General features: G+C 58.4%; 24 protein-coding genes, 1 tRNA gene and 1 pseudogene. 10 read left to right on the top strand and 16 right to left on the bottom strand.

Going from position 1 to position 21,525, the window contains the following annotated elements; all coding sequences use genetic code 11:
* Positions 1 to 138 precede the first annotated feature (138 nt).
* Entirely contained in the window at positions 139 to 549 is a 411-nt protein-coding gene (locus ACM6I5_RS25845; RefSeq protein ID WP_017336980.1) for a hypothetical protein, read from the top strand.
* Positions 550 to 635: 86 nt separating this feature from the next.
* Positions 636 to 740 (top strand): annotated as a pseudogene (locus tag ACM6I5_RS25840) (Cro/Cl family transcriptional regulator); the annotation flags it as partial.
* A gap of 7 nt (positions 741 to 747) precedes the next feature.
* On the opposite strand, the gene ACM6I5_RS25835 reads toward ACM6I5_RS25840, so the two are convergent.
* Positions 748 to 1,080: a hypothetical protein gene (locus ACM6I5_RS25835; RefSeq protein WP_084322672.1), complete on the bottom strand. Its 333-nt coding sequence runs from the start codon at positions 1,078 to 1,080 to the stop codon at positions 748 to 750.
* A gap of 391 nt (positions 1,081 to 1,471) precedes the next feature.
* On the opposite strand from ACM6I5_RS25835, the gene ACM6I5_RS25830 reads away from it, so the two are divergent.
* Positions 1,472 to 1,678, top strand: a complete 207-nt coding sequence (locus tag ACM6I5_RS25830) for a hypothetical protein (protein ID WP_017336978.1) — start codon at positions 1,472 to 1,474, stop codon at positions 1,676 to 1,678.
* A gap of 643 nt (positions 1,679 to 2,321) precedes the next feature.
* Complete coding sequence (locus ACM6I5_RS25825; protein WP_017336977.1) at positions 2,322 to 2,606, top strand: DUF3077 domain-containing protein; 285 nt, start codon at positions 2,322 to 2,324, stop codon at positions 2,604 to 2,606.
* Positions 2,607 to 2,701: 95 nt separating this feature from the next.
* Here ACM6I5_RS25825 and ACM6I5_RS25820 read toward each other — a convergent pair.
* The 5 genes from ACM6I5_RS25820 to dapA all read right to left on the bottom strand — a co-directional run bounded on the left by ACM6I5_RS25820 (position 2,702) and on the right by dapA (position 6,391).
* A tRNA-Ser gene (locus ACM6I5_RS25820) sits at positions 2,702 to 2,791 on the bottom strand.
* Between the two features lie 83 nt (positions 2,792 to 2,874).
* Positions 2,875 to 3,588, bottom strand: a complete 714-nt coding sequence (gene purC / locus ACM6I5_RS25815) for a phosphoribosylaminoimidazolesuccinocarboxamide synthase (RefSeq protein WP_008034929.1) — start codon at positions 3,586 to 3,588, stop codon at positions 2,875 to 2,877.
* Between the two features lie 28 nt (positions 3,589 to 3,616).
* Positions 3,617 to 4,375: an MBL fold metallo-hydrolase gene (locus ACM6I5_RS25810; RefSeq protein WP_008034928.1), complete on the bottom strand. Its 759-nt coding sequence runs from the start codon at positions 4,373 to 4,375 to the stop codon at positions 3,617 to 3,619.
* Between the two features lie 4 nt (positions 4,376 to 4,379).
* On the bottom strand, positions 4,380 to 5,495 hold the full coding sequence (gene bamC / locus ACM6I5_RS25805; protein WP_414879599.1) for an outer membrane protein assembly factor BamC: 1,116 nt from the start codon (positions 5,493 to 5,495) through the stop codon (positions 4,380 to 4,382).
* A gap of 17 nt (positions 5,496 to 5,512) precedes the next feature.
* A complete protein-coding gene (dapA, locus tag ACM6I5_RS25800) occupies positions 5,513 to 6,391 on the bottom strand; it encodes a 4-hydroxy-tetrahydrodipicolinate synthase (protein ID WP_017336975.1) in 879 nt (292 codons plus the stop codon).
* Positions 6,392 to 6,719: 328 nt separating this feature from the next.
* Here dapA and ACM6I5_RS25795 point away from each other — a divergent pair, with 328 nt between their 5' ends.
* Entirely contained in the window at positions 6,720 to 7,280 is a 561-nt protein-coding gene (locus ACM6I5_RS25795) for a glycine cleavage system protein R (RefSeq protein ID WP_017336973.1), read from the top strand.
* A 10-nt stretch (positions 7,281 to 7,290) separates the two neighbouring features.
* A complete protein-coding gene (locus tag ACM6I5_RS25790; RefSeq protein ID WP_008034924.1) occupies positions 7,291 to 7,764 on the top strand; it encodes a peroxiredoxin in 474 nt (157 codons plus the stop codon).
* Positions 7,765 to 7,923: 159 nt separating this feature from the next.
* On the opposite strand, the gene ACM6I5_RS25785 is transcribed toward ACM6I5_RS25790, so the two are convergent.
* Together ACM6I5_RS25785 and ACM6I5_RS25780 are read right to left on the bottom strand one after the other, a co-directional pair.
* Positions 7,924 to 8,994, bottom strand: coding sequence for an AI-2E family transporter (locus tag ACM6I5_RS25785; RefSeq protein ID WP_017336972.1), 1,071 nt, complete (start codon positions 8,992 to 8,994; stop codon positions 7,924 to 7,926).
* Positions 8,995 to 9,026: 32 nt separating this feature from the next.
* Entirely contained in the window at positions 9,027 to 9,266 is a 240-nt protein-coding gene (locus tag ACM6I5_RS25780; RefSeq protein WP_414884938.1) for a sulfurtransferase TusA family protein, read from the bottom strand.
* 98 nt (positions 9,267 to 9,364) lie between these two features.
* Here ACM6I5_RS25780 and ACM6I5_RS25775 point away from each other — a divergent pair, with 98 nt between their 5' ends.
* Positions 9,365 to 10,798, top strand: a complete 1,434-nt coding sequence (locus ACM6I5_RS25775; protein WP_017336970.1) for a M48 family metalloprotease — start codon at positions 9,365 to 9,367, stop codon at positions 10,796 to 10,798.
* A 66-nt stretch (positions 10,799 to 10,864) separates the two neighbouring features.
* Here the strand turns inward: ACM6I5_RS25775 and ACM6I5_RS25770 are convergent, their stop codons facing one another.
* The 4 genes from ACM6I5_RS25770 to rpoE form a co-directional block, all read right to left on the bottom strand.
* A complete protein-coding gene (locus tag ACM6I5_RS25770) occupies positions 10,865 to 12,292 on the bottom strand; it encodes a DegQ family serine endoprotease (protein WP_017336969.1) in 1,428 nt (475 codons plus the stop codon).
* Positions 12,293 to 12,473: 181 nt separating this feature from the next.
* The gene (locus ACM6I5_RS25765) at positions 12,474 to 13,430 is read right to left on the bottom strand and encodes a MucB/RseB C-terminal domain-containing protein (RefSeq protein WP_414884937.1); all 957 of its coding nucleotides are present in this window, start codon (positions 13,428 to 13,430) and stop codon (positions 12,474 to 12,476) included.
* 8 nt (positions 13,431 to 13,438) lie between these two features.
* Positions 13,439 to 14,026, bottom strand: a complete 588-nt coding sequence (locus ACM6I5_RS25760) for a sigma-E factor negative regulatory protein (RefSeq protein WP_017336967.1) — start codon at positions 14,024 to 14,026, stop codon at positions 13,439 to 13,441.
* Between the two features lie 30 nt (positions 14,027 to 14,056).
* On the bottom strand, positions 14,057 to 14,638 hold the full coding sequence (rpoE, locus tag ACM6I5_RS25755) for an RNA polymerase sigma factor RpoE (RefSeq protein WP_003172477.1): 582 nt from the start codon (positions 14,636 to 14,638) through the stop codon (positions 14,057 to 14,059).
* A gap of 557 nt (positions 14,639 to 15,195) precedes the next feature.
* Between rpoE and nadB the strand changes: the two genes are divergently transcribed.
* Positions 15,196 to 16,812 carry an L-aspartate oxidase gene (nadB, locus tag ACM6I5_RS25750; protein ID WP_414879597.1) on the top strand — a complete coding sequence of 539 codons (1,617 nt, stop codon included), beginning with the start codon at positions 15,196 to 15,198 and terminating at the stop codon, positions 16,810 to 16,812.
* On the opposite strand, the gene ACM6I5_RS25745 is transcribed toward nadB, so the two are convergent.
* Positions 16,781 to 17,233, bottom strand: a complete 453-nt coding sequence (locus ACM6I5_RS25745; protein WP_414884936.1) for a protein YgfX — start codon at positions 17,231 to 17,233, stop codon at positions 16,781 to 16,783. The genes nadB and ACM6I5_RS25745 overlap by 32 nt on opposite strands.
* Positions 17,217 to 17,471: a succinate dehydrogenase assembly factor 2 gene (locus ACM6I5_RS25740; RefSeq protein ID WP_007944081.1), complete on the bottom strand. Its 255-nt coding sequence runs from the start codon at positions 17,469 to 17,471 to the stop codon at positions 17,217 to 17,219. Before ACM6I5_RS25740 ends, ACM6I5_RS25745 begins: the two co-directional genes overlap by 17 nt.
* Before the next feature lie 150 nt (positions 17,472 to 17,621).
* Between ACM6I5_RS25740 and ACM6I5_RS25735 the strand changes: the two genes are divergently transcribed.
* Together ACM6I5_RS25735 and ACM6I5_RS25730 are read left to right on the top strand one after the other, a co-directional pair.
* Positions 17,622 to 18,563, top strand: a complete 942-nt coding sequence (locus ACM6I5_RS25735) for a YgfZ/GcvT domain-containing protein (protein WP_414879595.1) — start codon at positions 17,622 to 17,624, stop codon at positions 18,561 to 18,563.
* Positions 18,564 to 18,597: 34 nt separating this feature from the next.
* Positions 18,598 to 19,419 (top strand): HDOD domain-containing protein, encoded by an 822-nt coding sequence (locus ACM6I5_RS25730; RefSeq protein ID WP_414879594.1) that lies wholly within the window; start codon positions 18,598 to 18,600, stop codon positions 19,417 to 19,419.
* Positions 19,420 to 19,438: 19 nt separating this feature from the next.
* On the opposite strand, the gene ACM6I5_RS25725 is transcribed toward ACM6I5_RS25730, so the two are convergent.
* Both ACM6I5_RS25725 and ACM6I5_RS25720 read right to left on the bottom strand, forming a co-directional pair.
* Positions 19,439 to 20,824 carry a sensor histidine kinase gene (locus ACM6I5_RS25725; protein WP_414879593.1) on the bottom strand — a complete coding sequence of 462 codons (1,386 nt, stop codon included), beginning with the start codon at positions 20,822 to 20,824 and terminating at the stop codon, positions 19,439 to 19,441.
* On the bottom strand, positions 20,817 to 21,488 hold the full coding sequence (locus ACM6I5_RS25720; RefSeq protein ID WP_084322654.1) for a response regulator: 672 nt from the start codon (positions 21,486 to 21,488) through the stop codon (positions 20,817 to 20,819). Before ACM6I5_RS25720 ends, ACM6I5_RS25725 begins: the two co-directional genes overlap by 8 nt.
* Between the last annotated feature and the right edge of the window lie 37 nt (positions 21,489 to 21,525).

Genomic DNA, 21,525 nt, shown 5'->3' with positions numbered 1-21,525 from the left:
AATCCGACGCAGCAACGCCGCTGACGGTGTTCCTTCCGTAGAATCCAAGCGCGACCAAACACCTGTCTTCGCGTCCGGATTTCCTGGAAATCCGGTCAGTAGAATGCAGGTTTTCTGTTTCATTAAATGGAGTTGTACATGCACCGGGGCATCACGTTTACTCTCATCATTCTGACCACAGCACTAAGTGCATGTACGTCGAACAGTCCCTCCACGGACCCGTCCCTCGTGGGCTCATGGCAAGGAATGCGCGAAGAACACGGCAAATGCCAGTTCCTGTCCTGGAATACGAATTTCGAGCCCAATGGTCGCTTCTCGATCACCTTCTTCCGAGACGCGCAACGGACCCAACCCATTCAAACCGAGCGAGGTTCCTGGTCTGCGGCGAATGGCAAGAATGAAATGAAAACGGACGGTGTCCGGACTCCGGAAATCTATGAGTACAAAATACTGGATGGGAACACCATTCACTACGTAAACACCGTCACAGATCCTACCGCCGACTGCCAAGAGGACTACGCGTTTACGGAACATCGTATTCGCAACTAAGCGTTAACCCCCTCACTCCGCCGAGAACCAAAAAGCCCCGTAGATTTTCATCTACGGGGCTTTTCTATGTAACGTCCAGCCGATTGCAGCAGAGTGAGGGGGACAGTTTCAGTTTTTCCAGTCAGGAGCCGCATCGGTGCGGGAATCCCGGGGATGTGGATGCGTTGATGATTACGCCGCCTTCGTTTTGAGGTTCGTTCACAGATTTTTCTGATGAGTCGAGGCATCAGCTTGCAGGGTTAGCGGTTGATCTGCGACCAGCTCCACATCACTCTCAAGCTCTGCCCGAGGCTCTGGGGCGACAGTGTCAGAACGGGCTAAAAGCCGCTGTACACCTCTTTCAATCAGCGAAAGCAATCCATAGCTGATAAAGCCAAAGATCAGCCCGACAACCAAAATGCTCAAAGGATGAATTTGCACGGCGTCCTGGCTTTCCAGCATGTATTGAAAAGCCTGAACAGCCACAGCCACACAGGCCGCAGCGGCTGCTATCAGCTTCACAGACAACCAAAGACGCCGCCATCTGTTCATGACATCACCTGTCATTCGATCAGTTGCTCTGTATTGCAGGATAGACAATGAGCTTGGTTCACGGGATGTGGTGTTGCATTGCTGTGTTCCTCGACGCGATGGCCGCGTTCTTCCCCCAAAAATCCCCCAAAACAAAACGCCAGAAACGAAAAAGCCCCGTAGCTTAATCAGCTATGGGGCTTGATGAGATGGTCAGCCAGAATCCCTGCAGATTTAAGCTTGCAGGGATTTTTTGTTTAATCCTGCGGCAGACTCCGGCATCGTCTGACAGCCCCTTCCTGATTTGTCCAAGCCCCTGGCGGCATCACGTTTAGCCCCTAAGCTCTGCGCCGTGCGGGGCAAAAAGGCCCTGACCATCGACAATCATGCGAACTCAAAAGGAGCCTCTGCAATGGCTAGAGATAAAGCAAAAGACGACACACACTTCAACTGCACCCAGCCCCATGAAGCCGACTACGTCGCAGGTCTTTACCCTCATGCAAAGGAAGAGGTCAAAACGTTCCTGGCATCGGCCTGCAAGGACAAAACCCTGCATAACTCCACCCACAAAGACGTCTATGAGCTGATCAAGAGGAAACTGGGTCACTCGCAGCCGTAAGATTCACGTTCACGGGATAACTCCTGCTTGTTCAAGGAAAGCCCGAACGCCGCGCCCCTGCAGAGCTGCGCCGATGCTCGAGCTCCACCCTCAAAAAAAGTAAAAAACGCCGCCTTTTTAGACTTAGAGAAGCGGCGTTTTCGCATTCGGGATTTGTCCGTTTTTGTAAGGCCATAAGAATATCGGGGTGACTCTCGGCGCAGTTGTAGGCAAAATCCGGGAGTTGCGTACGAACGTGCTTCTGCTGCGTGTTTCAGTAAGTTAGCGCCTTGATGACGTCAGTTTCAGCGGGATACTCTCAAGACGTCGCTGGAATTCCAGCGATCGGGCTTGGTAACCCGACGAGTTGCGCAACAGCGCCCCCTTCACATTTTCTTGGTGTTTGTACGCCTGAAAACTTGTGTTATGGCGGTTGTGCGCGGGACGCTTTCGAGCGTGCCGGTCTCCGTGACTCCCGGTTTACCAACCTGCGCACAGCTGCCACCCATTCGCTTGGTAACGAAATGGCAGCTCCTCACGTCACGGAGCTAGACATGGATACTTCAAATCCGCACAAAAGCAGTCATTCCCCTCAACACAATTCCAAGTCGTATAAAACCTCACCGCTCGACCTAACCCGCCGCCTCATTGAAGGAGGTGACAAATGAGCGACAAACCCGAGCTGACGACCATTGGCCTCACACCGTTCCACTATTGCTCCAACCAGCCGTTATTCCGCGTAAATTCCGGCGTACCTGTCGGGAAAGCCTTGGCGCAAGCATCTGACCTTCTGTACCTGGCCAAGCTGTTGACTGTCGATGCGGCTTACGCCAAGGACACAGACAGACATGCTTGGGCAGCGCATTACCTGACCGCCATGAGCAAGGCCGTCGTGGATGACGTACACAAGGTGCTGACGAGGTGGCCACCGGTGAACACCGACGCCTGATACGTACATGTAGACGTCCCTAAAAACGCCCTGAAAAATCTACAGAAACGAAAAAGCCCCGTAGCTTGTTCAGCTACGGGGCTTTTTCTATGTAATGGCGGAGAGATAGGGATTCGAACCCTAGGTACCGGTGAAGGTACAACGGATTTCGAATCCGTCCCATTCGGCCACTCTGGCATCTCTCCAACGGCGCGCATCATAACAACACTTTTGCCGGAAGCGAACCCCCTGAGCGAAATATTTCTGTGCTATCAGATGCTTGCGTCGATTAAAGCGGTACGCCCAGACGATTGGCGACTTCTTCGTAGGCTTCGATGACGTCACCGAGGCCCTGACGGAAGCGGTCCTTGTCCATTTTCTTGCCGGTGGCCTTGTCCCACAGACGGCAGCCGTCCGGGCTGAATTCGTCACCCAGGACGATGGAGCCGTCGGAGAACACGCCAAATTCGAGTTTGAAGTCGACCAGCAGCAGGCCGGCGTCGTCGAACAGTTTGCTCAGGACTTCGTTGACCTTGAGCGACAGTTCTTTCATGCGAACCAGTTGCTCGGCGGTGCCCCAGCCGAAGGCCACGACGTGGGATTCGTTGATGAACGGGTCGCCCTTGGCGTCGTCCTTCAGGAACAGTTCGAAGGTGTAAGGGTTGAGCTTCATGCCTTCTTCGACGCCCAGGCGCTTGACCAGGCTGCCGGCCGCGTAGTTACGCACGACGCACTCGACCGGGATCATGTCGAGTTTTTTCACCAGGCATTCGTTGTCGCCCAGCAGTTTGTCGAATTGGGTCGGCACGCCGGCGGCTTCGAGTTTCTGCATGATGAAGGCATTGAACTTGTTGTTCACCATGCCTTTGCGGTCGAGCTGCTCGATGCGCTTGCCGTCGAACGCCGAGGTGTCGTTGCGAAACAGCAGGATCAAGCGGTCAGCGTCGTCGGTCTTGAAAACCGATTTGGCTTTGCCGCGGTAGAGTTCTTCACGTTTTTCCATGATGGGCTCCGCTTGCTAAGTAGGTGGGCTAGGCGATGTGTCGCCAGTCGAGCCCTGAATCTTGATCGGCCAATTGCAGCCAGTCCGGGTCGCACCCGAGGGTGTCGACAAAACATTGCCGGGCCAGCTGCGGCAGGTTGTTCTTGCTGCTCAGATGGGCCAGGACCAGGTGTTGCAGGCCTTGCCAGCCCAACTCGGACACCAGGAATGCCGCCTGGTGGTTGTTCAAATGTCCCAGTTCACCGCCCACCCGCTGCTTGAGAAAGTACGGATAGTGACCGCGAGCCAGCATGTCTCGGCAATGGTTGGCCTCGATCATCAACGCATCGAGATCCCGATAGCCGTCCAGCACTTTGTTGCAGTATGAACCCAGGTCGGTCAACAGGCCGAAGCGCCGCTCACCGTCACTGAACACATATTGCGTCGGTTCCTGTGCATCGTGGGCCACGGCAATGACGCCGATGCTCAGTGCGCCGATCTGCAATTGCTCGCCGCCCGCCAGAAGGCCGGCCGGTTCAATCGGTTTGCGCATCCCGCGCAGGGTGCCGCGACTGAGGTAGACAGGCAGATTGTAGCGCCGAGACAGCAAACCCACGCCATGCACGTGGTCGGCATGTTCGTGGGTCACGAGTATCGCGCTCAGTTGCGCCGGGTTCACACCCAGGCGCAACAGGCGTTTTTCGGTTTCCCGCAGGGAGAAACCACAATCCACCAGCACGTACGTATCAGCGCTGGCTATCAGCGTGCCGTTCCCTTGGCTACCGCTGCCGAGAACGGCAAAACGCATGTGATCAGCCCAGGTTGTCCTGAATCACGCTCAACACTTTGCGCGCCACATCAGCCGGCGCCACGGTGTTGATGTTTTTCTCGACGGTGACCTGAACGGTATCGCCTACCTTGCTCAGGCGAACCTGATAACGCTCGGCACGGGCTTCCACTTCTTCCTTGCTCGGCGCACTGCCGAACAGGCCGCTGAAGAAACCAGGCTTCTCGTCTTTCTTCTCGGCTTTTTCAGACAGGTTGATGTAGTACAGGCCCAGGCTGCGGTTGATGTCTTCAACGCGCCATTCGCCCTGTTCCAGCGCACGACCGACGCTCGACCAGGCACGGTCCAGGTCGTTACCGACGTTCAGAACCGGGTTGCCGCTGCCGTCTTCGCTCAGGCTGACGCGACTTGGCGTATCGAAATCACGCGAAGCCAGCATGGAGACCGAACCGCCCTTCTCCGAGATGCGGCTCATGCTCGCGAGCATGTCGTCGACCAGTGCCGCGTCCAGGCCGGTGTTGACCGAACGGTTGGTGAAGGCGACATCGGCGGTGCTGCCGGCAGGACGCTCGGCGCTTACCACGTAGACTTCACTGGTGTTGCGCTGCACGCCCGGCTCGATACGCACCCGCACGCGGGTTTCGCTGTCAGCGCCGACACCGGCTGCGCTCAGGCGCTTGGCCATCGCTGCGGACAGTTCGTCGGAATGCTGCCAGGTGGTGGTGAATTCGCCGGTTTGCGGACGCTGTTCATCCAGACGGAAACCGTTGTCCTGGAAGAACTGCACAGCCACTGGCCAGACTTCGGCCGGCGGGTTCTGAGCGACGATCCAGCGCGAGTCACCGGTTTTCTGCAGCGAGTAGGCACTGGCGTCGGCAGCGGCGGACAGCGGCTGCGGACGCGGCACGATGTATTCACCCTTGACGGTGTCATCGGCCACGTTGCGCGGGATCGGCAGCAGCGGATCCAGGTGTTTGGAGGTGCTGACGTCCGGTGGCAATTGCATCGGTGCAGTCTGTTGCGCTTCCAGGTAATCGCTACCACGGTCACGGAAATAACCTTCCGGGCCCCAGACCCATCCACAGCCACTGGTGCTGGAGATAATCAAGGCAAGTGCGGAAAGTCCGGCCATTCGCTTCATGCGTTGTACTTCCTCAATTAAACCAGGACGCTGCACTGGCGCAGAGCCGTGCGGAGCGTTTCATGACAAGGTGCGCTCAGCCAGGTCAGCGGCAGGCGAATGCCTTCGTGCATCAGGCCCATTTCAACCAAAGCCCACTTCACCGGAATCGGGTTGGCTTCGATGAACAGGTCCTTGTGCAGCGGCATCAGTTTTTCGTTGATTGCCCGAGCGGTCTCGGCATCGCCCTTGAGCGCGGCCTCGCACAGATCGGCCATTTCGCGTGGAGCAACGTTGGCGGTGACGGAAATGTTGCCCTTGCCGCCCAGCAGGATCAGTTCGACGGCGGTCGGATCATCGCCGGACAGCACGATGAAGTCCTTGCTCACGCCATCGAGGATTGCCTTGGCGCGCTTCATGTCGCCGGTAGCTTCCTTGATACCGATGATGTTCGGCACGGTGGACAGGCGAATCACGGTCTCGGCCTGCATGTCGCAGGAGGTGCGGCCAGGAACGTTATAGAGAATCTGTGGGATGTCGACCGCTTCGGCAATGTGCTTGAAGTGCTGGTACAAACCTTCCTGAGTCGGTTTGTTGTAGTACGGAACGACCAGCAGGCAGGCGTCGGCACCGGCCTCTTTGGCATTACGGGTCAGTTCGACGGCTTCGCGGGTCGAATTGGCACCCGTACCGGCGATGACCGGAATACGGCCGTTGACCTGTTTGACCACGGCACGGATGACAGCGATGTGCTCGTTGACGTCGAGGGTCGCCGACTCGCCGGTAGTACCGACCGCGACAATGGCATGGGTGCCGTTTTCAAGGTGGAAGTCCACGAGTTTGCTGAGGCTGTCCCAGTCAAGACGCCCTTGTGCATCCATGGGTGTGACCAGTGCCACCATACTGCCCGCAATCATGAAACCGCTCCTGCCGGAAAAAGAGAGCCGTAATGGTACTGGCGCCAAGATGCTTGTACAAGCGAAGTACTGCGCTGCTGCCATTCCCCTTGGCGCTGCTTTTCGCTACCCTTCAGACTTTGATCGGTACTGACATGCTCGTACGCCGGGTTTCAGCCTCCATTTTCGGCATCACAAGCCCCGATCCAGCGTTGCCACCCTTCGCTCTTGCCTTGATAGAGCACGTTGCAACCTTCGGCCCGGGTTTTCTGAATTCGCATCCGCAGGCTCGCCCCCGGTAAAAAAAGCCCGTAGAAGTATCGACCGCTCATCGCTTTAGGAATGCTGCATGTCCACCCCCACAGTTCGCGAACAATTCCTTGTCATCAGTGCCCTCGGCGCCAACCCCATGGAGCTGACTAACGTCCTGTGCCGCGCCAGCCATGAAAACCGCTGCGCCGTGGTCACCTCTCGCCTGACCCGCCATGGCGAGTGCAGTGCGTTGATCCTCGAGATCTCCGGCAGCTGGGACGCCCTGGCGCGTCTCGAAGGCAGCTTGCCGACCCTCGCCAAGAAACACGCCTTCACGGTCAACGTGGTGCGCAGCGCGGCGCTGGAGAATCGTCCACAGGCCCTGCCGTACGTCGCCTACGTCAGCTCGGCGTACCGCTCGGACATCATCAACGAGCTGTGCCAGTTCTTCATGGACCACAACGTCGAGCTGGAAAACCTGACCTGTGACACGTATCAGGCGCCGCAAACCGGCGGCACCATGCTCAACGCCACGTTTACCGTGACCTTGCCGGCCGGTGTGCAGATCAGCTGGCTGCGCGATCAGTTCCTGGATTTCGCCGACGCGCTGAACCTGGATGCCCTGATCGAACCGTGGCGCCCACAAAACCCAATGTAAGGAAGCTTTCATGGCCGTTGCCATCGACCAACCGGTTGCCGACTTCGAAGCCCCCGCCACCAGCGGGCAGACCGTCAGTCTCGCGAGCCTCAAAGGCAAGCAAGTGGTCATCTACTTCTATCCGAAGGACAGCACGCCGGGTTGCACGACCCAAGGCCAGGGCTTTCGTGATCAGCTCGACGCCTTTAAAGCGGCCAACACCGAAGTCTTCGGCGTGTCGCGTGACAGCCTGAAATCTCACGAGAACTTCAAGGCCAAGCAAGCGTTCACCTTCGAGCTGATCAGCGACAAGGAAGAAGCGCTGTGCCAGCTGTTTGATGTGATCAAGCTGAAGAAGCTTTATGGCAAGGAATACATGGGTGTTGATCGCAGCACGTTCCTGATCGACAAGAATGGTGTGCTGCGTCAGGAATGGCGGGGCGTGAAGGTGCCGGGGCATGTGGACGCTGTTCTGGCGGCGGCTCAGGCGCTGAACAAGGCCTAATTACCTGGCGCCTGTTCTGGCGCTTTCGCGAGCAAACCCGCTCCCACATTCAATCGCATTCTTACAGGAAGAACGCGGTTGAATGTGTGTGCGGGCTTGCTCCGGGCCGCGTTCCGACGAAGAGCCCCTTACCCTCACTGAAAAAATCAGGGTGATCCGTTAAAGCAGCGGCGCCACTACCGGTTCCTTGCGCGGCCAGGCATCAAGCACCGCCTTGAACAACGTCGCCAGCGGAATCGCGAAGAACACTCCCCAAAAGCCCCACAACCCGCCAAACAACAGTACCGCGCAAATGATCGCCACCGGATGCAGGTTGACCGCTTCCGAAAACAGCAGCGGCACCAGCACGTTGCCGTCCAGCACCTGGATGATTCCGTAAACCGCCATCAGATAGATGAACTGGTCGCTCCAGCCCCACTGGAACAACGCAATCAACAGTACCGGCACCGTCACGACTACCGCGCCGACGTAGGGCACCACGACCGACACACCCACCAACAGCGCCAGCAGCGCCGCGTAGTTGAGCCCCAGCACGACAAACCCGATGTAGGTCGCACCACCGCAGATAAAGATTTCGATGACCTTGCCGCGAATGTAGTTGGCGATCTGCCGGTTCATTTCATGAGCGACGCGAGTAATCAACGCGCGCTCGCGAGGCAGGTAACCGCGTACCCACTGGCCAATCATTTCCCGGTCCTTGAGGAAGAAGAACACCAGGATCGGCACCAATACCAGGTAGATCATGATGTTCACCAGCAGCGGCAGACTCGACAGCGAAAACGTCAGCGCCCACTGGCCGAACTTGCCGATCTCACCCCGTGCAACTTCGATGGCTTGCAGCACCTGTTCATCAGACACCAGGTGCGGGTAGCGTTCGGGCAGCAGCAATAACAACGATTGCCACTTGGCGAGCATGCCCGGCAGTTCATTGAACAGCGTGATCAGCTGATGCCAGAGCAACGGCACAACGATCACGATGAACACCAGCAAAACACCCATGAACAACGCAAACACCAGCCCCACGGCCACCCCGCCCGGCATGCGCAAGCGCTCAAGGGTCACCACCAGTCCCTGCATCAGATACGCCAACACCATACCGGCGAGCACTGGCGCGAGCATGCCGCCCAGCGTCAGGACGGCGGTAAACGCCAGAAACAGCAAAACCGCGAGCACCACGGCTTCTTCGTCGGAAAAATAGCGCTGAATCCAGTCGCGTAACACCTTGAACATCAAAAATCCCTTAGAAACGAATGCGCCAGGTTTCAGGCTTTCTTCAACCAGTAGCGGTAAACGCCCGCTTCATCTTCTTCACGAAGCAGCGTATGACCGGCCAAACGGGCAAAGGTGCGAAAGTCACGCTGCGAGCCCGCATCGGTGGCGATCACCTTGAGCACCGCGCCGCTGGTCATGCGATTGAGTTCCAGCTTGGCCTTGAGCAACGGCAACGGACAATTCAGGCCGCTGGCGTCCAGTTCGGCGTCATGGTCTACAGCGTTGGTCATTGCATCACTCCGGGTCATGTGGTCGAGGGGCTTAGAATATCTGGTCCGAAGCGTACTGTCCGGCTACAGTAAGGTCTTTGTCGACTAAGGCTTTGTGCATGACTTTTTTGCGCCCTACCCTGCTGACGCTCGCTTGCCTGCTTGCCTCACCAGGCTTCGCCGACGACCTGCCGTCACTCGGGGACGCCAGTTCTGCCATTGTCTCGCCACAACAGGAATACCAGTTGGGCCGTGCCTGGCTGGCGCTGCTGCGCAGTCAGGTTTCCCAGCTCAACGATCCGCAGCTCAAGGATTACGTCGAATCCAGCGTCTACCGTCTGGTGGAGACAAGCCAGGTCAACGACCGCCGCCTGGAATTCATCCTGATCAACAGCCCGCAACTCAACGCCTTTGCGGCGCCGGGCGGGATTGTCGGGGTCAACGGCGGTTTGTTCCTTAATGCCCAGACCGAGGGTGAATACGCCTCGGTACTCGCTCACGAACTGGCTCACTTGTCGCAGCGCCACTTTGCACGTGGCGTCGAAGCGCAACAGCGCATGCAGGTGCCGATGATGGCTGCGCTACTGGCCGGCATCGTGATTGCCGCTGCCGGTGCGGGCGATGCCGGGATCGCGGCCATTGCGGGCACACAGGCGGCGGCGATTCAGGAACAGCGACGCTTTTCACGCCAGAACGAACAAGAGGCCGACCGCATCGGCATCCTTAACCTTGAAAAAGCCGGTTACGATCCACGCTCGATGCCAACCATGTTCGAGCGGCTGGCGCGCCAATACCGTTTCGACGCCAAGCCGCCGGAATTCCTGCTGACTCACCCGGTGACTGAATCGCGGATCGCCGACACCCGTAACCGCGCCGAACAGGCCAAACCGGGCGGTATTGAAGACTCCATGCGTTATCAACTGATTCGCGCGCGGGTCCAACTGATCTACGAGGAAACCCCAGGCCTGGGCGCCAAACGCTTTCGCGCCCAGCTGGATGAGAACCCGAAAAACGATGTCGCACGCTATGGCCTGGCCATCGCCCAGATCAAGGGTGGCCAACTGAATGAGGCACGTGAAAACCTCAAGTTGCTGCTGGCCAAGTCGCCGAACGAGATCATCTACAACCTGGCGCAGATCGATCTGGACATCACCAACAATCGCCTGCCGGATGCTCAAACCCGGGTCGACCGGATGCTGACTCAGTATCCGGGCAACTATCCGCTGAATCAGGTGCGCGTCGATTTATTGCTCAAGCAGAACCGTGCGCCCGAAGCGGAAAAGGCACTGGAAACCCTGCTCAAGAGCCGCCCGGATGATCCGGACGTCTGGTACATGGTGGCTGAAACCCGCGGCCTGTCAGGCAACATCATTGGCCTGCATCAGGCTCGCGCCGAGTACTTTGCACTGGTCGGCGACTACCGCCAGGCCATCCAGCAACTGGACTTCGCCAAGCGCAAGGCCGGAACCAACTTCCCACTGTCTTCGCGGATCGACGCTCGCCAACGGGAGCTGATGGAGCAGGAGCGGATGATCAAGGACATGATGGGCTGACGCTTTTCAACAGGCACAAAAAAACCGCCTCTTTCGAGGCGGTTTTTTATTCAGCCGACAACCGGTTTATTCAGCCAGTTTGAAGGTGATGAAGCTGGCGCGATTTTGACGCAGAACCCGCATCGACACCGAGCGGTTCTTCGGCAGCGCCTTGGCGATATCAGTGAACTCCTTGGTGGAACCAATCGCCTGATTGTTCAGGTGAGTGATAACGTCGCCCGGCTGCAAACCAATCATGGAAGCAGGACCGTCCTGGACTTCCTTGATCACCACACCACCTTTGAGGTCGTAGGTTTTCTTCTGCTCGTCGGTCAGCTCGGCCACGGAAACACCCAGGCGATTGCTGCTGCGCTCAATACTGGATTTCGGCAATGCGTCCAGCTCTTTGCCTTCTTCCGGGATAGCGCCGACCGTCAGCTCGACATTCTTGCGCTTGCCTTCACGGATCACTTCCAGGTTGGCTTTCGAACCAGCTTTCAGTGCGCCCACCAGGTGCGGCAGATCTGCTGACATGACGATCGGTTGATCGTTCATGCTCAGGATCACGTCGCCCACTTGCAGACCACCCTTGGCAGCCGGGCCATCGTCCTGGATCTGAGCCACCAGCGCACCGGCCGGTTTTTCAAGACCGAACGACTCGGCCAGATCCTTGTTCACTTCCTGAATGACAACGCCCAACCAGCCACGGCTGACTTTGCCGCCGCTTTTCAGCTGATTGGATACGTCCATGGCTACGTCGATAGGAATCGCGAACGACACGCCCATGAAGCCGCCGGAACGGGTATAGATCTGCGAGTTGATCCCGACGACTTCGCCCGCCAGGTTGAACAGCGGTCCACCGGAGTTGCCCGGGTTGATCGGCACGTCGGTCTGGATGAACGGCACATAATTTTCGTTCGGCAGACTGCGACCGACAGCGCTGACGATGCCCTGAGTCACGGTATGGTCGAAACCGAATGGCGAGCCGATTGCGACCACCCACTGGCCGGCCTTCAGGTCTTGGGATTTGCCAAGTTTGAGAACCGGCAGATCCTTGCCTTCGATTTTCAGCAAGGCCACGTCGGAACGTGGATCGGTGCCGACCAGCTTGGCTTTCAGCTCACTGCGATCAGCCAGACGAACGAGAATTTCGTCGGCATCGGCGATCACATGATTGTTGGTGAGGATGTAGCCGTCAGACGAGATGATGAACCCCGAACCCAACGACTGGGCTTCGCGCTGGCGATCACCGCGAGGTGAACGCGACTGTGGTGGCATGCCACGCTCGAAGAATTCTCGCAACATCGGCGGCAAGCCTTCGAGGTCAGGCATCTGCTCGCTCACTTTGCGATCCGGCAGCTTCTGCGTGGTACTGATGTTCACCACAGCAGGCGAGGCCTGTTCGACCAGTTGCGTAAAATCAGGCAACTCGACTGCTTGAGCAGCGACCGCCTGACCGAGCACCAGTACAGTGGCAAAAATGGAGAGGTAAGACTTCAAGCGTGGTATCGACATACGGCTCCCGTTACGACGAGCATGGTTAAGCGATATGGAGCAAGGAACACCGGGAACGATACGCCGGTATTTTTGTTCCGGGAACAACAAACAAGGCCAGAGCCGAGGGGCTCTGACCTATAAAAAATTATGGGGATATTTGCAAATTGAAATGCTCACCAAACATTTCGATATCAGCTCACTACTGGGTTGCAGTGGCATCACTGCGCATGGACAGCGCAATCCGTTCAGCGGTGCCAACAGGAATTTCACCGACCACGGTAACCATCATATCGCCTTGGGGCGTTGTCAAGCGCCGGGATACGGCGACGGTCGGGCCCAACTGAGTGCGAGTATCTGTGACCTTTGCACCATTCAGTGGCTCAAGGAACACCGAGAAACGGGCCAGACCATCGTCATACATCAGACTGTTGACCTGGGTTTTTGTCTCTGGATCCTTGCGCGAGGTACTGCTGGTCAGCTCGAAGCCTGCAGGCAGCCAATCCGAATGCCAGCTCTGGGCAACCTTGACCGCTGAAGCCTTGTCGCTGTCGAGAGCGACGGTTTTGCAATCACTGCCAGGCTGCAGATCACTGTCGGACGGAATACCAGAGGTATCCATCTGCGTGAACTGGAAGCGCTCCAGCAACTGCCCCTTGTCGTTCAGGAGCAACGATTTGAGCGGCAATCCGGTTTCTTTGTCCAGGTGCAGTTCAAAACCATACCGGTGCTGATCGCGCGGTTTCAGGGAAACGATTACCGCAGCACGCCCGGCAACACGCGACTTGCCGATGACGGCAAGGTCGTACCAATTCTTGAGCTTCTGTGGATCTAGAGCACGAGCAGCGGAATTGCGGGAGTCCCCAAGTCCTGCGATCAGGGTGCCGCTGACGCATTGAGTATGCCCATCAATGCGCACGACTTCCTGAGCAGAGCCATCAAGCTGGAGTATACGCTCGCGGACCTTGCCATCCTGGACGCGGTGCCAGATGTTGTGGGTAGAAAAACTACCGTTTCGCTCGTAGACAAAAGTACCGCGAAAGCTTTGCTGTTGCTCGGCCTGACCAAGACGGGTCAACCAGTCCTGGGCTTCATCGGCGTGGGCTGGAACAATGAACCAGCCACCGAGCAGAAGCGAAAGTAGAGGTATGGCGCGCATGATCCTCCTTAACGGTTTTCCAGGCTTGCTGCACGAGCGTAAGGCAGAGCGCTCTCAGTACCTTTCAGTGCAGCCTGTTGAGCATGTTGGCGCAAGTAGCCTGGCAAACGTTGATCGTGCCAGCCCGGCTGACCTTGCAAAACGCCGTTGGCCATAGGACCAGTGGCTTCCGAACTCTCATTATAGCCGGCCAATACAGCTGGACCCTTGACCTGAGGAACGGCCAGACTCGGTTGGCTGGAATGCTGAGCCAGCTCGACACCCGCGATCTCGTCCTGATTGTACAGACGAACACCTGCCAATACGGCAACGGTGACCGATGCTGCAACTGCCAGACGACCCAGGCTGCGCCATGGACCACGGGAAGCTTTTGCCGGTACGGCTTCGTCAGCCAGCGCAGCGGAAACGGCCGCGGCGATATCCAGGCGTGGAAGAAGCAGATCCTTATGCATCACTGCCCGAGCGATTTGATAACGAGCCCATGTTTCACGGGTTTCAACATCGTCAAAGGCATTCAACACCCGACGCAATTCCAATTCGTCCGCTTCGTTATCCATCACTGCGGACAGCGATTCCTGCAGGGCTTCACGACTCATGGCGTTCCTCTCTTGGCTGTCGCCGCTGTCTCAGTTTTCCTGCAACAACGGCTGCAGGGCTTTATCGATGGCCTCCCGAGCGCGGAAAATCCGGGAGCGCACGGTACCCACCGGACATTGCATGACGCTCGCAATGTCCTCGTAACTCAGACCATCGAATTCACGTAAAGTTAAAGCCGTACGCAAATCTTCTGGCAGTTGCTGAATGGTTCGATGGACGGTGCCTTCGATCTCATCCCGCAGCAATGCACGTTCTGGCGACTCGAGATCCTTGAGGCCATGATCGCCATCGTAGAACTCTGCATCCTCGGAACTGACATCACTATCCGGCGGCCGGCGGCCGCGTGAAACCAGATAGTTTTTCGCCGTGTTGATGGCGATGCGGTAAAGCCACGTATAAAACGCGCTGTCTCCGCGAAAATTTCCAAGTGCACGGTATGCCTTGATAAAGGCTTCCTGTGCCACATCCTGGGCTTCATGGGTGTCGTGCACGAAACGCACGATCAACCCGAGAATTTTGTGCTGGTATTTCAGCACTAGCAGATCGAAAGCTCGCTTGTCGCCGCGCTGAACGCGCTCGACGAGCTGCTGATCCTCTTCCTGGGTTAGCATGAACTCTCCTCGATAAGCTCGGAGGAAGCTTGCATAACTAAACGACCAGACTTGCAAACATAGACTCGGGCTTTTCGCAAAAGTTCTCCCCCTCCAAGCAAGTTTCCTGCGGGCTCTGATTGGCACGCACGAAAAGCGCAGCTCGAGCTAACCCGGCTGCGCGAATAATCTTGTCATCGGATTCGACAGCAAGGATCAATCCGCAATCCCACGCTGAAGCCGACACTGTCCCTTGATTCAGGCAACGGTCTATTGATCTTGGGCCTTTGGCAAAAGTTCCAAATATTTATAGCTGTGCCATACCGACATTGTGCAACCCTGAACGGAAAAAGACTGTTAAATCCACGATACAGTCTTCTTGTCGCCGAACGGGTCGAAAAACCATCCGACGAAACGTCAGGTCTTTTCTGTCACTGTAGTTTCACAATGCCATGTCAGCCCGGCTATTGTGCCGCTCCCCCCCTCTATATACTAGTGGGCTGTGTGGCCGCCTTGACTCCTCGTTCCAGTAGTCTGGCGCCAACCCCGACCCGGGTCGCTTTGAGCGGAATCCTGAAATGAGCCAACAGTTTCAACACGATGTTCTGGTCATTGGCAGCGGTGCAGCCGGTTTGAGTCTTGCGCTGACCTTGCCCGATCATTTGCGTATCGCCGTACTGAGCAAGGGCGACCTCGCCAATGGCTCGACATTCTGGGCTCAGGGCGGTGTCGCTGCCGTTCTGGACGACACCGATACCGTTGAGTCCCACGTCGATGACACCCTCAACGCCGGCGGCGGCCTGTGCCACGAAGATGCTGTGCGCTTTACCGTCGAGCACAGCAAAGAAGCCATTCAATGGCTGATCGATCAGGGCGTACCCTTTACCCGCGATGAGCAGTCCGGCACCGAGGACGGGGGGTTCGAGTTCCATCTGACCCGCGAAGGCGGTCACAGCCATCGGCGCATCATTCACGCCGCCGACGCCACGGGCGCAGCGATTTTCAGAACCCTGCTCGACAAAGCCAGACAACGTCCCAACATCGAACTGCTGGAACAGCGCGTCGCGATCGACCTGATCACCGAGAAACGCCTGGGCCTGGACGGCGACCGCTGCCTCGGCGCCTACGTGCTCAATCGCGGCACAGGCGAAGTCGACACCTACGGCGCACGCTTCGTGATCCTCGCGTCCGGCGGTGCCGCCAAGGTCTACCTCTATACCAGCAACCCCGACGGTGCCTGCGGCGATGGCATCGCCATGGCCTGGCGTTCGGGCTGCCGGGTGGCGAACCTGGAGTTCAACCAGTTCCACCCAACCTGCCTGTATCACCCACAGGCCAAAAGCTTCCTCATCACCGAGGCGTTGCGTGGTGAAGGCGCCCACCTGAAACTGCCCAACGGCGAACGTTTCATGCAGCGTTTCGACCCGCGCGCCGAGCTTGCGCCACGGGACATCGTCGCCCGGGCGATCGACCATGAGATGAAACGGCTCGGTATCGACTGCGTCTATCTGGACATCAGTCATAAACCCGAAGCCTTCATCAAGACACACTTCCCGACGGTGTACGAGCGTTGCCTCGAGTTTTCCATCGACATCACCAAGCAACCGATTCCGGTAGTTCCTGCAGCGCACTACACCTGCGGCGGCGTGATGGTCGATCAGCAAGGTCGCACCGACGTGCCGGGGCTGTATGCGATTGGCGAAACCAGTTTCACCGGCCTGCACGGCGCCAACCGCATGGCCAGCAACTCGCTGCTGGAATGCTTCGTTTACGCGCGCTCGGCGGCTGCAGACATTCTTGAACAGTTGCCTCAGGTTTCGATTCCCGCCGCCCTGCCCGTCTGGGACGCGAGCCAGGTCACCGACTCGGATGAAGACGTGATCATTGCGCACAACTGGGATGAACTGCGGCGATTCATGTGGGACTACGTTGGCATCGTGCGCACCAACAAGCGCCTGCAACGGGCGCAGCACCGCGTGCAGTTGTTGCTGGATGAAATCGACGAGTTCTACAGCAACTACAAGGTCAGCCGGGATTTGATCGAATTGCGTAACCTGGCCCAGGTCGCCGAGTTAATGATTCTGTCAGCCATGGAGCGCAAGGAAAGTCGCGGCCTGCATTACACCCTCGACTACCCGAACATGCTGCCGGTTGCGCTGGACACTATTCTGGTGCCACCCACCTACGCCGACTGAACGTAAGCCGGACCCGCAGGCGTCGGTGCAGATCCGCCGCCTGCGAATCCCGTGGCACGCAAATCGACCGGATCCGCCGCTCCCCCCGCAAACGAAAACGCAACACCACGACCAACGGCAACGCCAGGCTGTCCCGCCGCAGTTGAATCACCTGCCAACCGGCCGCCTCATTCCACAGCTGCCAGCCATCGGCATCGCGACGCAAGCCGCTGAACGCCTGCGGATGTGTCAGCAAAATCTGTCTTGGCAATGCCCAAATGCCATGCGCCAGGCAGCAAAAAGCGCCGAGCAAACTGGCCCAGACCGGTATGGAAAGCAAAAACAGCGAACCCAGTGCGAAGAACTGGGCCAACAGATACGCCGCCAGCAACTGCCGTGAAGCATGCCAGCGGCATTCGAACCCATTACTTGGGCTGGACACGATCCAGGATCATGCGAACCATGCGCTGAAGCTCCGGGTCTTCCGATTCGGCGCGTTCCATGAACCAGCCGAACATGTCCTGATCTTCGCATTCGAGCAGCTTGCGGTAGCAATCGCGGTCGACATCATTGAGGTGCGGGTAGACCTCTTTCACGAATGGCACCAGCAACACGTCAAGTTCAAGCATGCCGCGGCGGCTGTGCCAGTAGAGGCGATTCAGTTCAACATCTTCGACCATGGAGCGCTCCTCAAATAGGCGGCAAGTATACAGCCCCGGACACCATCGAACAGTCGGCTTTGGTCGGGCACTGCCGAGCTTTTGTGAACTACCCATTTCATGGGCGCCCCCTTATGATGTCCCCCAGACTCTTTTACCCTGCGATGTCCCATGGCCGATTCTGCTTTTTTCTGCACCCTGTCTCACGAAGGCGTTCTCGCGGTCCGCGGCGCGGATGCCGGTAAATTTCTGCAAGGCCAACTGACCTGCAATCTCAACTACCTGAGCGACACCCAGGCCAGCCTCGGCGCCCGCTGCACCCAGAAAGGCCGGATGCAATCGAGTTTCCGCATCCTGCTGCAGGGCGACGGCGTGCTCATGGCCATGGCCAGCGAGCTGCTGGAGCCGCAATTGGCGGACCTGAAAAAGTACGCGGTGTTCTCCAAATCCAAATTGACGGATGAAAGCGCCGCGTGGGTCCGCTTCGGCATCGACCATGGCGATGCTGCATTGACCAATCTGGGTCTGGAACTGCCGGCAGACACCGACAGCGTCGCGCGTAATGACGGGCTGATCGCCGTCCGCGTTTCGCCAGACCGTGCAGAACTCTGGGTTACCGCCGATCAGGCCGATGCCATCAAAAGCCGGTTATCCGCCCTGTTGACCGAAGGCGCTCTCAACGAATGGCTGCTGGGCCAGATCCGCGCAGGGATCGGCCAGGTCATGCCGAGCACCCGCGAACTGTTCATTCCGCAGATGCTCAATCTGCAAGCCATCGGTGGCGTGAGCTTCAAAAAGGGTTGCTATACCGGCCAGGAAATCGTCGCGCGGATGCAGTACCTGGGCAAACTCAAGCGTCGCTTGTATCGCCTGAAGCTGGACGCCAGTGATTTGCCTGAGCCCGGTACGCAACTGTTCTCCCCGACCCACGGCAGTTCCATCGGCGAAGTGGTGCTCGCCGCACACACCGGACAAGACATTGAACTCCTGGCCGTGCTGCAAGCCGAAGCAGCAGAAAGCGGTGATGTTCACCTGGGCACACTCGAAGGGCCTGCCCTGCATTTGCTCGACCTGCCTTACGAACTGGATCGCGATCGTGAAATCCAGCGTTAACGGCAGCACTTGTCGCAACACCTAGAGAAAAGAAATGAGTGAGCTGGCGGATAAGGTCCAACAGGATTTGGTTGAGGCCATCGATAACGATGACCTGGTTCTGCCAACATTGCCGGAAGTGGCCCTGCAGATTCGCAAGGCCGCTGAAGACCCGGAAATCAGTGTCAGCACCCTGAGCAAAGTGATCGGTCGTGACACCGCGTTGTCGGCGCGCCTGATCAAAGTGGTCAACAGTCCACTCCTGCGCGCAACCCAGGAAGTCACTGACTTGCACACGGCCATTACGCGCCTGGGCGTCAACTACAGCAGCAACCTGGCCATTGGCCTGGTCATGGAGCAGATTTTCCACGCGCGTTCCGACGTGGTGGAAAAGAAGATGCGCGATGTCTGGCGCAAAAGCCTGGAGATCGCCGGCATCAGTTACGCGCTGTGCCGCAGCTACACGCAACTCAAACCTGATCAGGCGGCTCTCGGCGGGCTGGTGCATCAGATTGGCGTACTGCCGATCCTGACCTACGCCGAAGACCACTACGAACTGCTGTCGGACCCGGTCAGCCTCAACCATGTCATCGACCAGATTCACCCGTTGCTGGGCGACAAGCTACTGCGGGTCTGGGAGTTTCCGGAAATGCTGGTACAGGTGCCGGGGTTGTATCTGGACTTCAAGCGTGAGTCCGAACGCGTCGACTATGTGGATCTGGTGCAGGTGGCCAGTTTGTATTGCCACAAGGACACCGACCATCCCATTGCCCGTATCGACCCGCTCAGCGTGCCGGCCTTCAAGAGGCTGGGGATCGATCCGGAGAACGAGGCGATGTGCAGGGATCTGGAAGAATCGCGGTCGATGTTTTATTGATTGTTGTGGCGAGAGGAGCTTACCCCGCGATAAAACTCACCCGCACCTTCAACCCCGCCTGTTCACCGTCGTGCAGGCTGATCTGCGCCAGGTGTGCGCGGCAAATCTCGCCGACAATCGCCAGCCCCAACCCCGAGCCGGCGACTTGCTGGTTACGTCGATAGAAGCGTTCGAACACCCGGTCGCGTTCTTCCAGCGGAATCCCCGGTCCATCATCCTCGACCTCCAGCACCGCCGGCGCCGAGACCCGCAAGATCACATTGCCGCCGGAAGGCGTATGGGCCAACGCGTTATCCACCAGATTGCTCAATAGCTCGTTCAGCAGCGTCGGCTCACCACGCAGCCATACCGGCTCGTCCGCCTCCAACGCCAGCGCCACACCGCGGGCATGGGCCAGCGGCGCCATGGCCATGCCGAGCTCGCGGGCCAGCTGACTCAAGTCCAGCAACTGCGCGCCGCCCTCGGCGATCGCCCGCGCACCGTTCTCGACTCGCGCCAACGAGAGCAACTGATTGGCCAGATGGGTCAAGCGGTCCGTGCTTTGGGCCGCCGTTTCCAATGTGTTGCGCCAGGTCTCGGGTTCGGTCGAGCGCAGGCCCAGCTCAAGCCGGGCCTTGAGCGCCGCCAGTGGCGTGCGCAGTTCGTGGGCGGCATCGGCGATGAATTGCGCCTGTCGCTCGAACTGCCCACGCAGACGTTCGGTAAAGTGATTGAGCGCACGCACCAGCGGCCACAATTCGTGCTGCACTTCCACCAACGGCAGCGGCCGCAGATCGTCGGACTGCCGCTCTTCCACCGCCGTGCGCAAACGCTCCAATGGACGCAACGCCGCACTGACCGCAAACCACACCATCAGCAATGCGCCGACCGCCAGCATGCCCAATCGCAGCAACGTGTCTGCTGCCAGGCTGCGGGCCATGCTGACGCGCGCTTCATCGGTTTCCGCCACGCGGATTTCCGCCATGCCGTTCATGTTCGGCTCGCTCACGGGTTTGAGCAGGCTCACCACCCGCACGTTCTGCCCCTGATACGTTGCGTTGTAGAAACGTGCGAGCGCAGGATAGTCATCGGTGCGCGGCGTTCCCGGCGGGGGTGGCGGCAGGTTTTCGTAACCGGAGATCAACTTCTGATTGATGTCATTGACCAGATAGAAAATCCTCCCGGCGCTGTCGTAAGCGAAGGTATCGAGGGCGACGTAAGGCACATCGGCGCTCAGGCTGCCATCGCGCTGGGACACCCCGGCGGCGATGGTGCGTGCCGAAGCCAGCAAGGTCCGGTCGTACGCGGTGTCGGCAGCCTCGCGCCCGTTCCAGTACGCGCTCAAACCACTGGCCAGCATCAACACCACCAGCAACAGCGCCAGATTCCACAACAACCGCCAGCGCAGGCTGCTGGGCTTATGCATCGCGGCTTTCCAGCAAATAGCCGAGCCCGCGGAAGGTCACGATAGCGACCGGTTGGCCGTCGAGTTTCTTGCGCAAGCGGTGGACGTAGATTTCGATGGCGTCGGGGCTGGCTTCTTCGTCGAGCCCGAACACCTGGGCAGCCAGTTGCTCCTTGCTCATCACCCGACCAGGACGCGCTATCAGCGCTTCGAGCACCGCCTGTTCGCGAGAGGTCAGGGTCAGCAATTCTTCGCCAAGGGTGAAGCGCCGGGTGTCCAGATCGTAAGCCAGTACGCCGCAGGTCTGCTGGCGCTCGCCGCCGAGCACGCTGCGGCGCAGCAAGGCTTTGACCCGGGCTTCGAGTTCGGTGAGTTCGAAAGGCTTGGCCAGGTAGTCGTCAGCGCCAAGGTTCAAGCCATGGACCCGGTCCTTGACGTCGCTGCGCGCGGTCAACATCAGCACCGGCAGGTTCTTGCCCCGGGCCCGCAGGCGAGCCAGCACTTCGAAACCATCCATGCGCGGCAGGCCGACGTCGAGGATCGCCATCGCGTATTCCTCGCTACTCAAGGCCAGGTCGGCAGCCACTCCGTCATGCAGCACATCCACGGTCAGCCCGGTGCTCTTGAGCGCCTGGGCGACACTGTCGGCGAGTTGCAGATGGTCTTCGACGAGCAGAACACGCATGGATCTTTACCTCATTCAGGGATGTTCGACGCCATTC

Source organism: Pseudomonas sp. IT-P171 (genome assembly GCF_949767765.1).
GTDB lineage: Bacteria > Pseudomonadota > Gammaproteobacteria > Pseudomonadales > Pseudomonadaceae > Aquipseudomonas > Aquipseudomonas fluorescens_B.
The sequence above is the reverse complement of the archived record's forward strand: the minus strand, read 5'-3'. Positions and strand labels throughout refer to the sequence as shown.

What these genes read in the sequence shown, in the direction of transcription:
- ACM6I5_RS25725 (WP_414879593.1), bottom strand. Translation starts at nt 20,824, where the DNA reads ATGCATAAGCCCAGCAGCCTGCGCTGGCGGTTGTTGTGGAATCTGGCG.
- ACM6I5_RS25720 (WP_084322654.1), bottom strand. Translation starts at nt 21,488, where the DNA reads ATGCGTGTTCTGCTCGTCGAAGACCATCTGCAACTCGCCGACAGTGTC.
- ACM6I5_RS25770 (WP_017336969.1), bottom strand. Translation starts at nt 12,292, where the DNA reads ATGTCGATACCACGCTTGAAGTCTTACCTCTCCATTTTTGCCACTGTA.
- ACM6I5_RS25790 (WP_008034924.1), top strand. Translation starts at nt 7,291, where the DNA reads ATGGCCGTTGCCATCGACCAACCGGTTGCCGACTTCGAAGCCCCCGCC.
- ACM6I5_RS25760 (WP_017336967.1), bottom strand. Translation starts at nt 14,026, where the DNA reads ATGAGTCGTGAAGCCCTGCAGGAATCGCTGTCCGCAGTGATGGATAAC.
- ACM6I5_RS25785 (WP_017336972.1), bottom strand. Translation starts at nt 8,994, where the DNA reads ATGTTCAAGGTGTTACGCGACTGGATTCAGCGCTATTTTTCCGACGAA.
- bamC (WP_414879599.1), bottom strand. Translation starts at nt 5,495, where the DNA reads ATGAAGCGAATGGCCGGACTTTCCGCACTTGCCTTGATTATCTCCAGC.
- ACM6I5_RS25775 (WP_017336970.1), top strand. Translation starts at nt 9,365, where the DNA reads ATGACTTTTTTGCGCCCTACCCTGCTGACGCTCGCTTGCCTGCTTGCC.
- dapA (WP_017336975.1), bottom strand. Translation starts at nt 6,391, where the DNA reads ATGATTGCGGGCAGTATGGTGGCACTGGTCACACCCATGGATGCACAA.
- ACM6I5_RS25735 (WP_414879595.1), top strand. Translation starts at nt 17,622, where the DNA reads ATGGCCGATTCTGCTTTTTTCTGCACCCTGTCTCACGAAGGCGTTCTC.
- ACM6I5_RS25765 (WP_414884937.1), bottom strand. Translation starts at nt 13,430, where the DNA reads ATGCGCGCCATACCTCTACTTTCGCTTCTGCTCGGTGGCTGGTTCATT.
- ACM6I5_RS25740 (WP_007944081.1), bottom strand. Translation starts at nt 17,471, where the DNA reads ATGGTCGAAGATGTTGAACTGAATCGCCTCTACTGGCACAGCCGCCGC.
- ACM6I5_RS25730 (WP_414879594.1), top strand. Translation starts at nt 18,598, where the DNA reads ATGAGTGAGCTGGCGGATAAGGTCCAACAGGATTTGGTTGAGGCCATC.
- ACM6I5_RS25845 (WP_017336980.1), top strand. Translation starts at nt 139, where the DNA reads ATGCACCGGGGCATCACGTTTACTCTCATCATTCTGACCACAGCACTA.
- ACM6I5_RS25780 (WP_414884938.1), bottom strand. Translation starts at nt 9,266, where the DNA reads ATGACCAACGCTGTAGACCATGACGCCGAACTGGACGCCAGCGGCCTG.
- nadB (WP_414879597.1), top strand. Translation starts at nt 15,196, where the DNA reads ATGAGCCAACAGTTTCAACACGATGTTCTGGTCATTGGCAGCGGTGCA.
- ACM6I5_RS25835 (WP_084322672.1), bottom strand. Translation starts at nt 1,080, where the DNA reads ATGAACAGATGGCGGCGTCTTTGGTTGTCTGTGAAGCTGATAGCAGCC.
- ACM6I5_RS25830 (WP_017336978.1), top strand. Translation starts at nt 1,472, where the DNA reads ATGGCTAGAGATAAAGCAAAAGACGACACACACTTCAACTGCACCCAG.
- ACM6I5_RS25825 (WP_017336977.1), top strand. Translation starts at nt 2,322, where the DNA reads ATGAGCGACAAACCCGAGCTGACGACCATTGGCCTCACACCGTTCCAC.
- ACM6I5_RS25795 (WP_017336973.1), top strand. Translation starts at nt 6,720, where the DNA reads ATGTCCACCCCCACAGTTCGCGAACAATTCCTTGTCATCAGTGCCCTC.
- ACM6I5_RS25810 (WP_008034928.1), bottom strand. Translation starts at nt 4,375, where the DNA reads ATGCGTTTTGCCGTTCTCGGCAGCGGTAGCCAAGGGAACGGCACGCTG.
- purC (WP_008034929.1), bottom strand. Translation starts at nt 3,588, where the DNA reads ATGGAAAAACGTGAAGAACTCTACCGCGGCAAAGCCAAATCGGTTTTC.
- rpoE (WP_003172477.1), bottom strand. Translation starts at nt 14,638, where the DNA reads ATGCTAACCCAGGAAGAGGATCAGCAGCTCGTCGAGCGCGTTCAGCGC.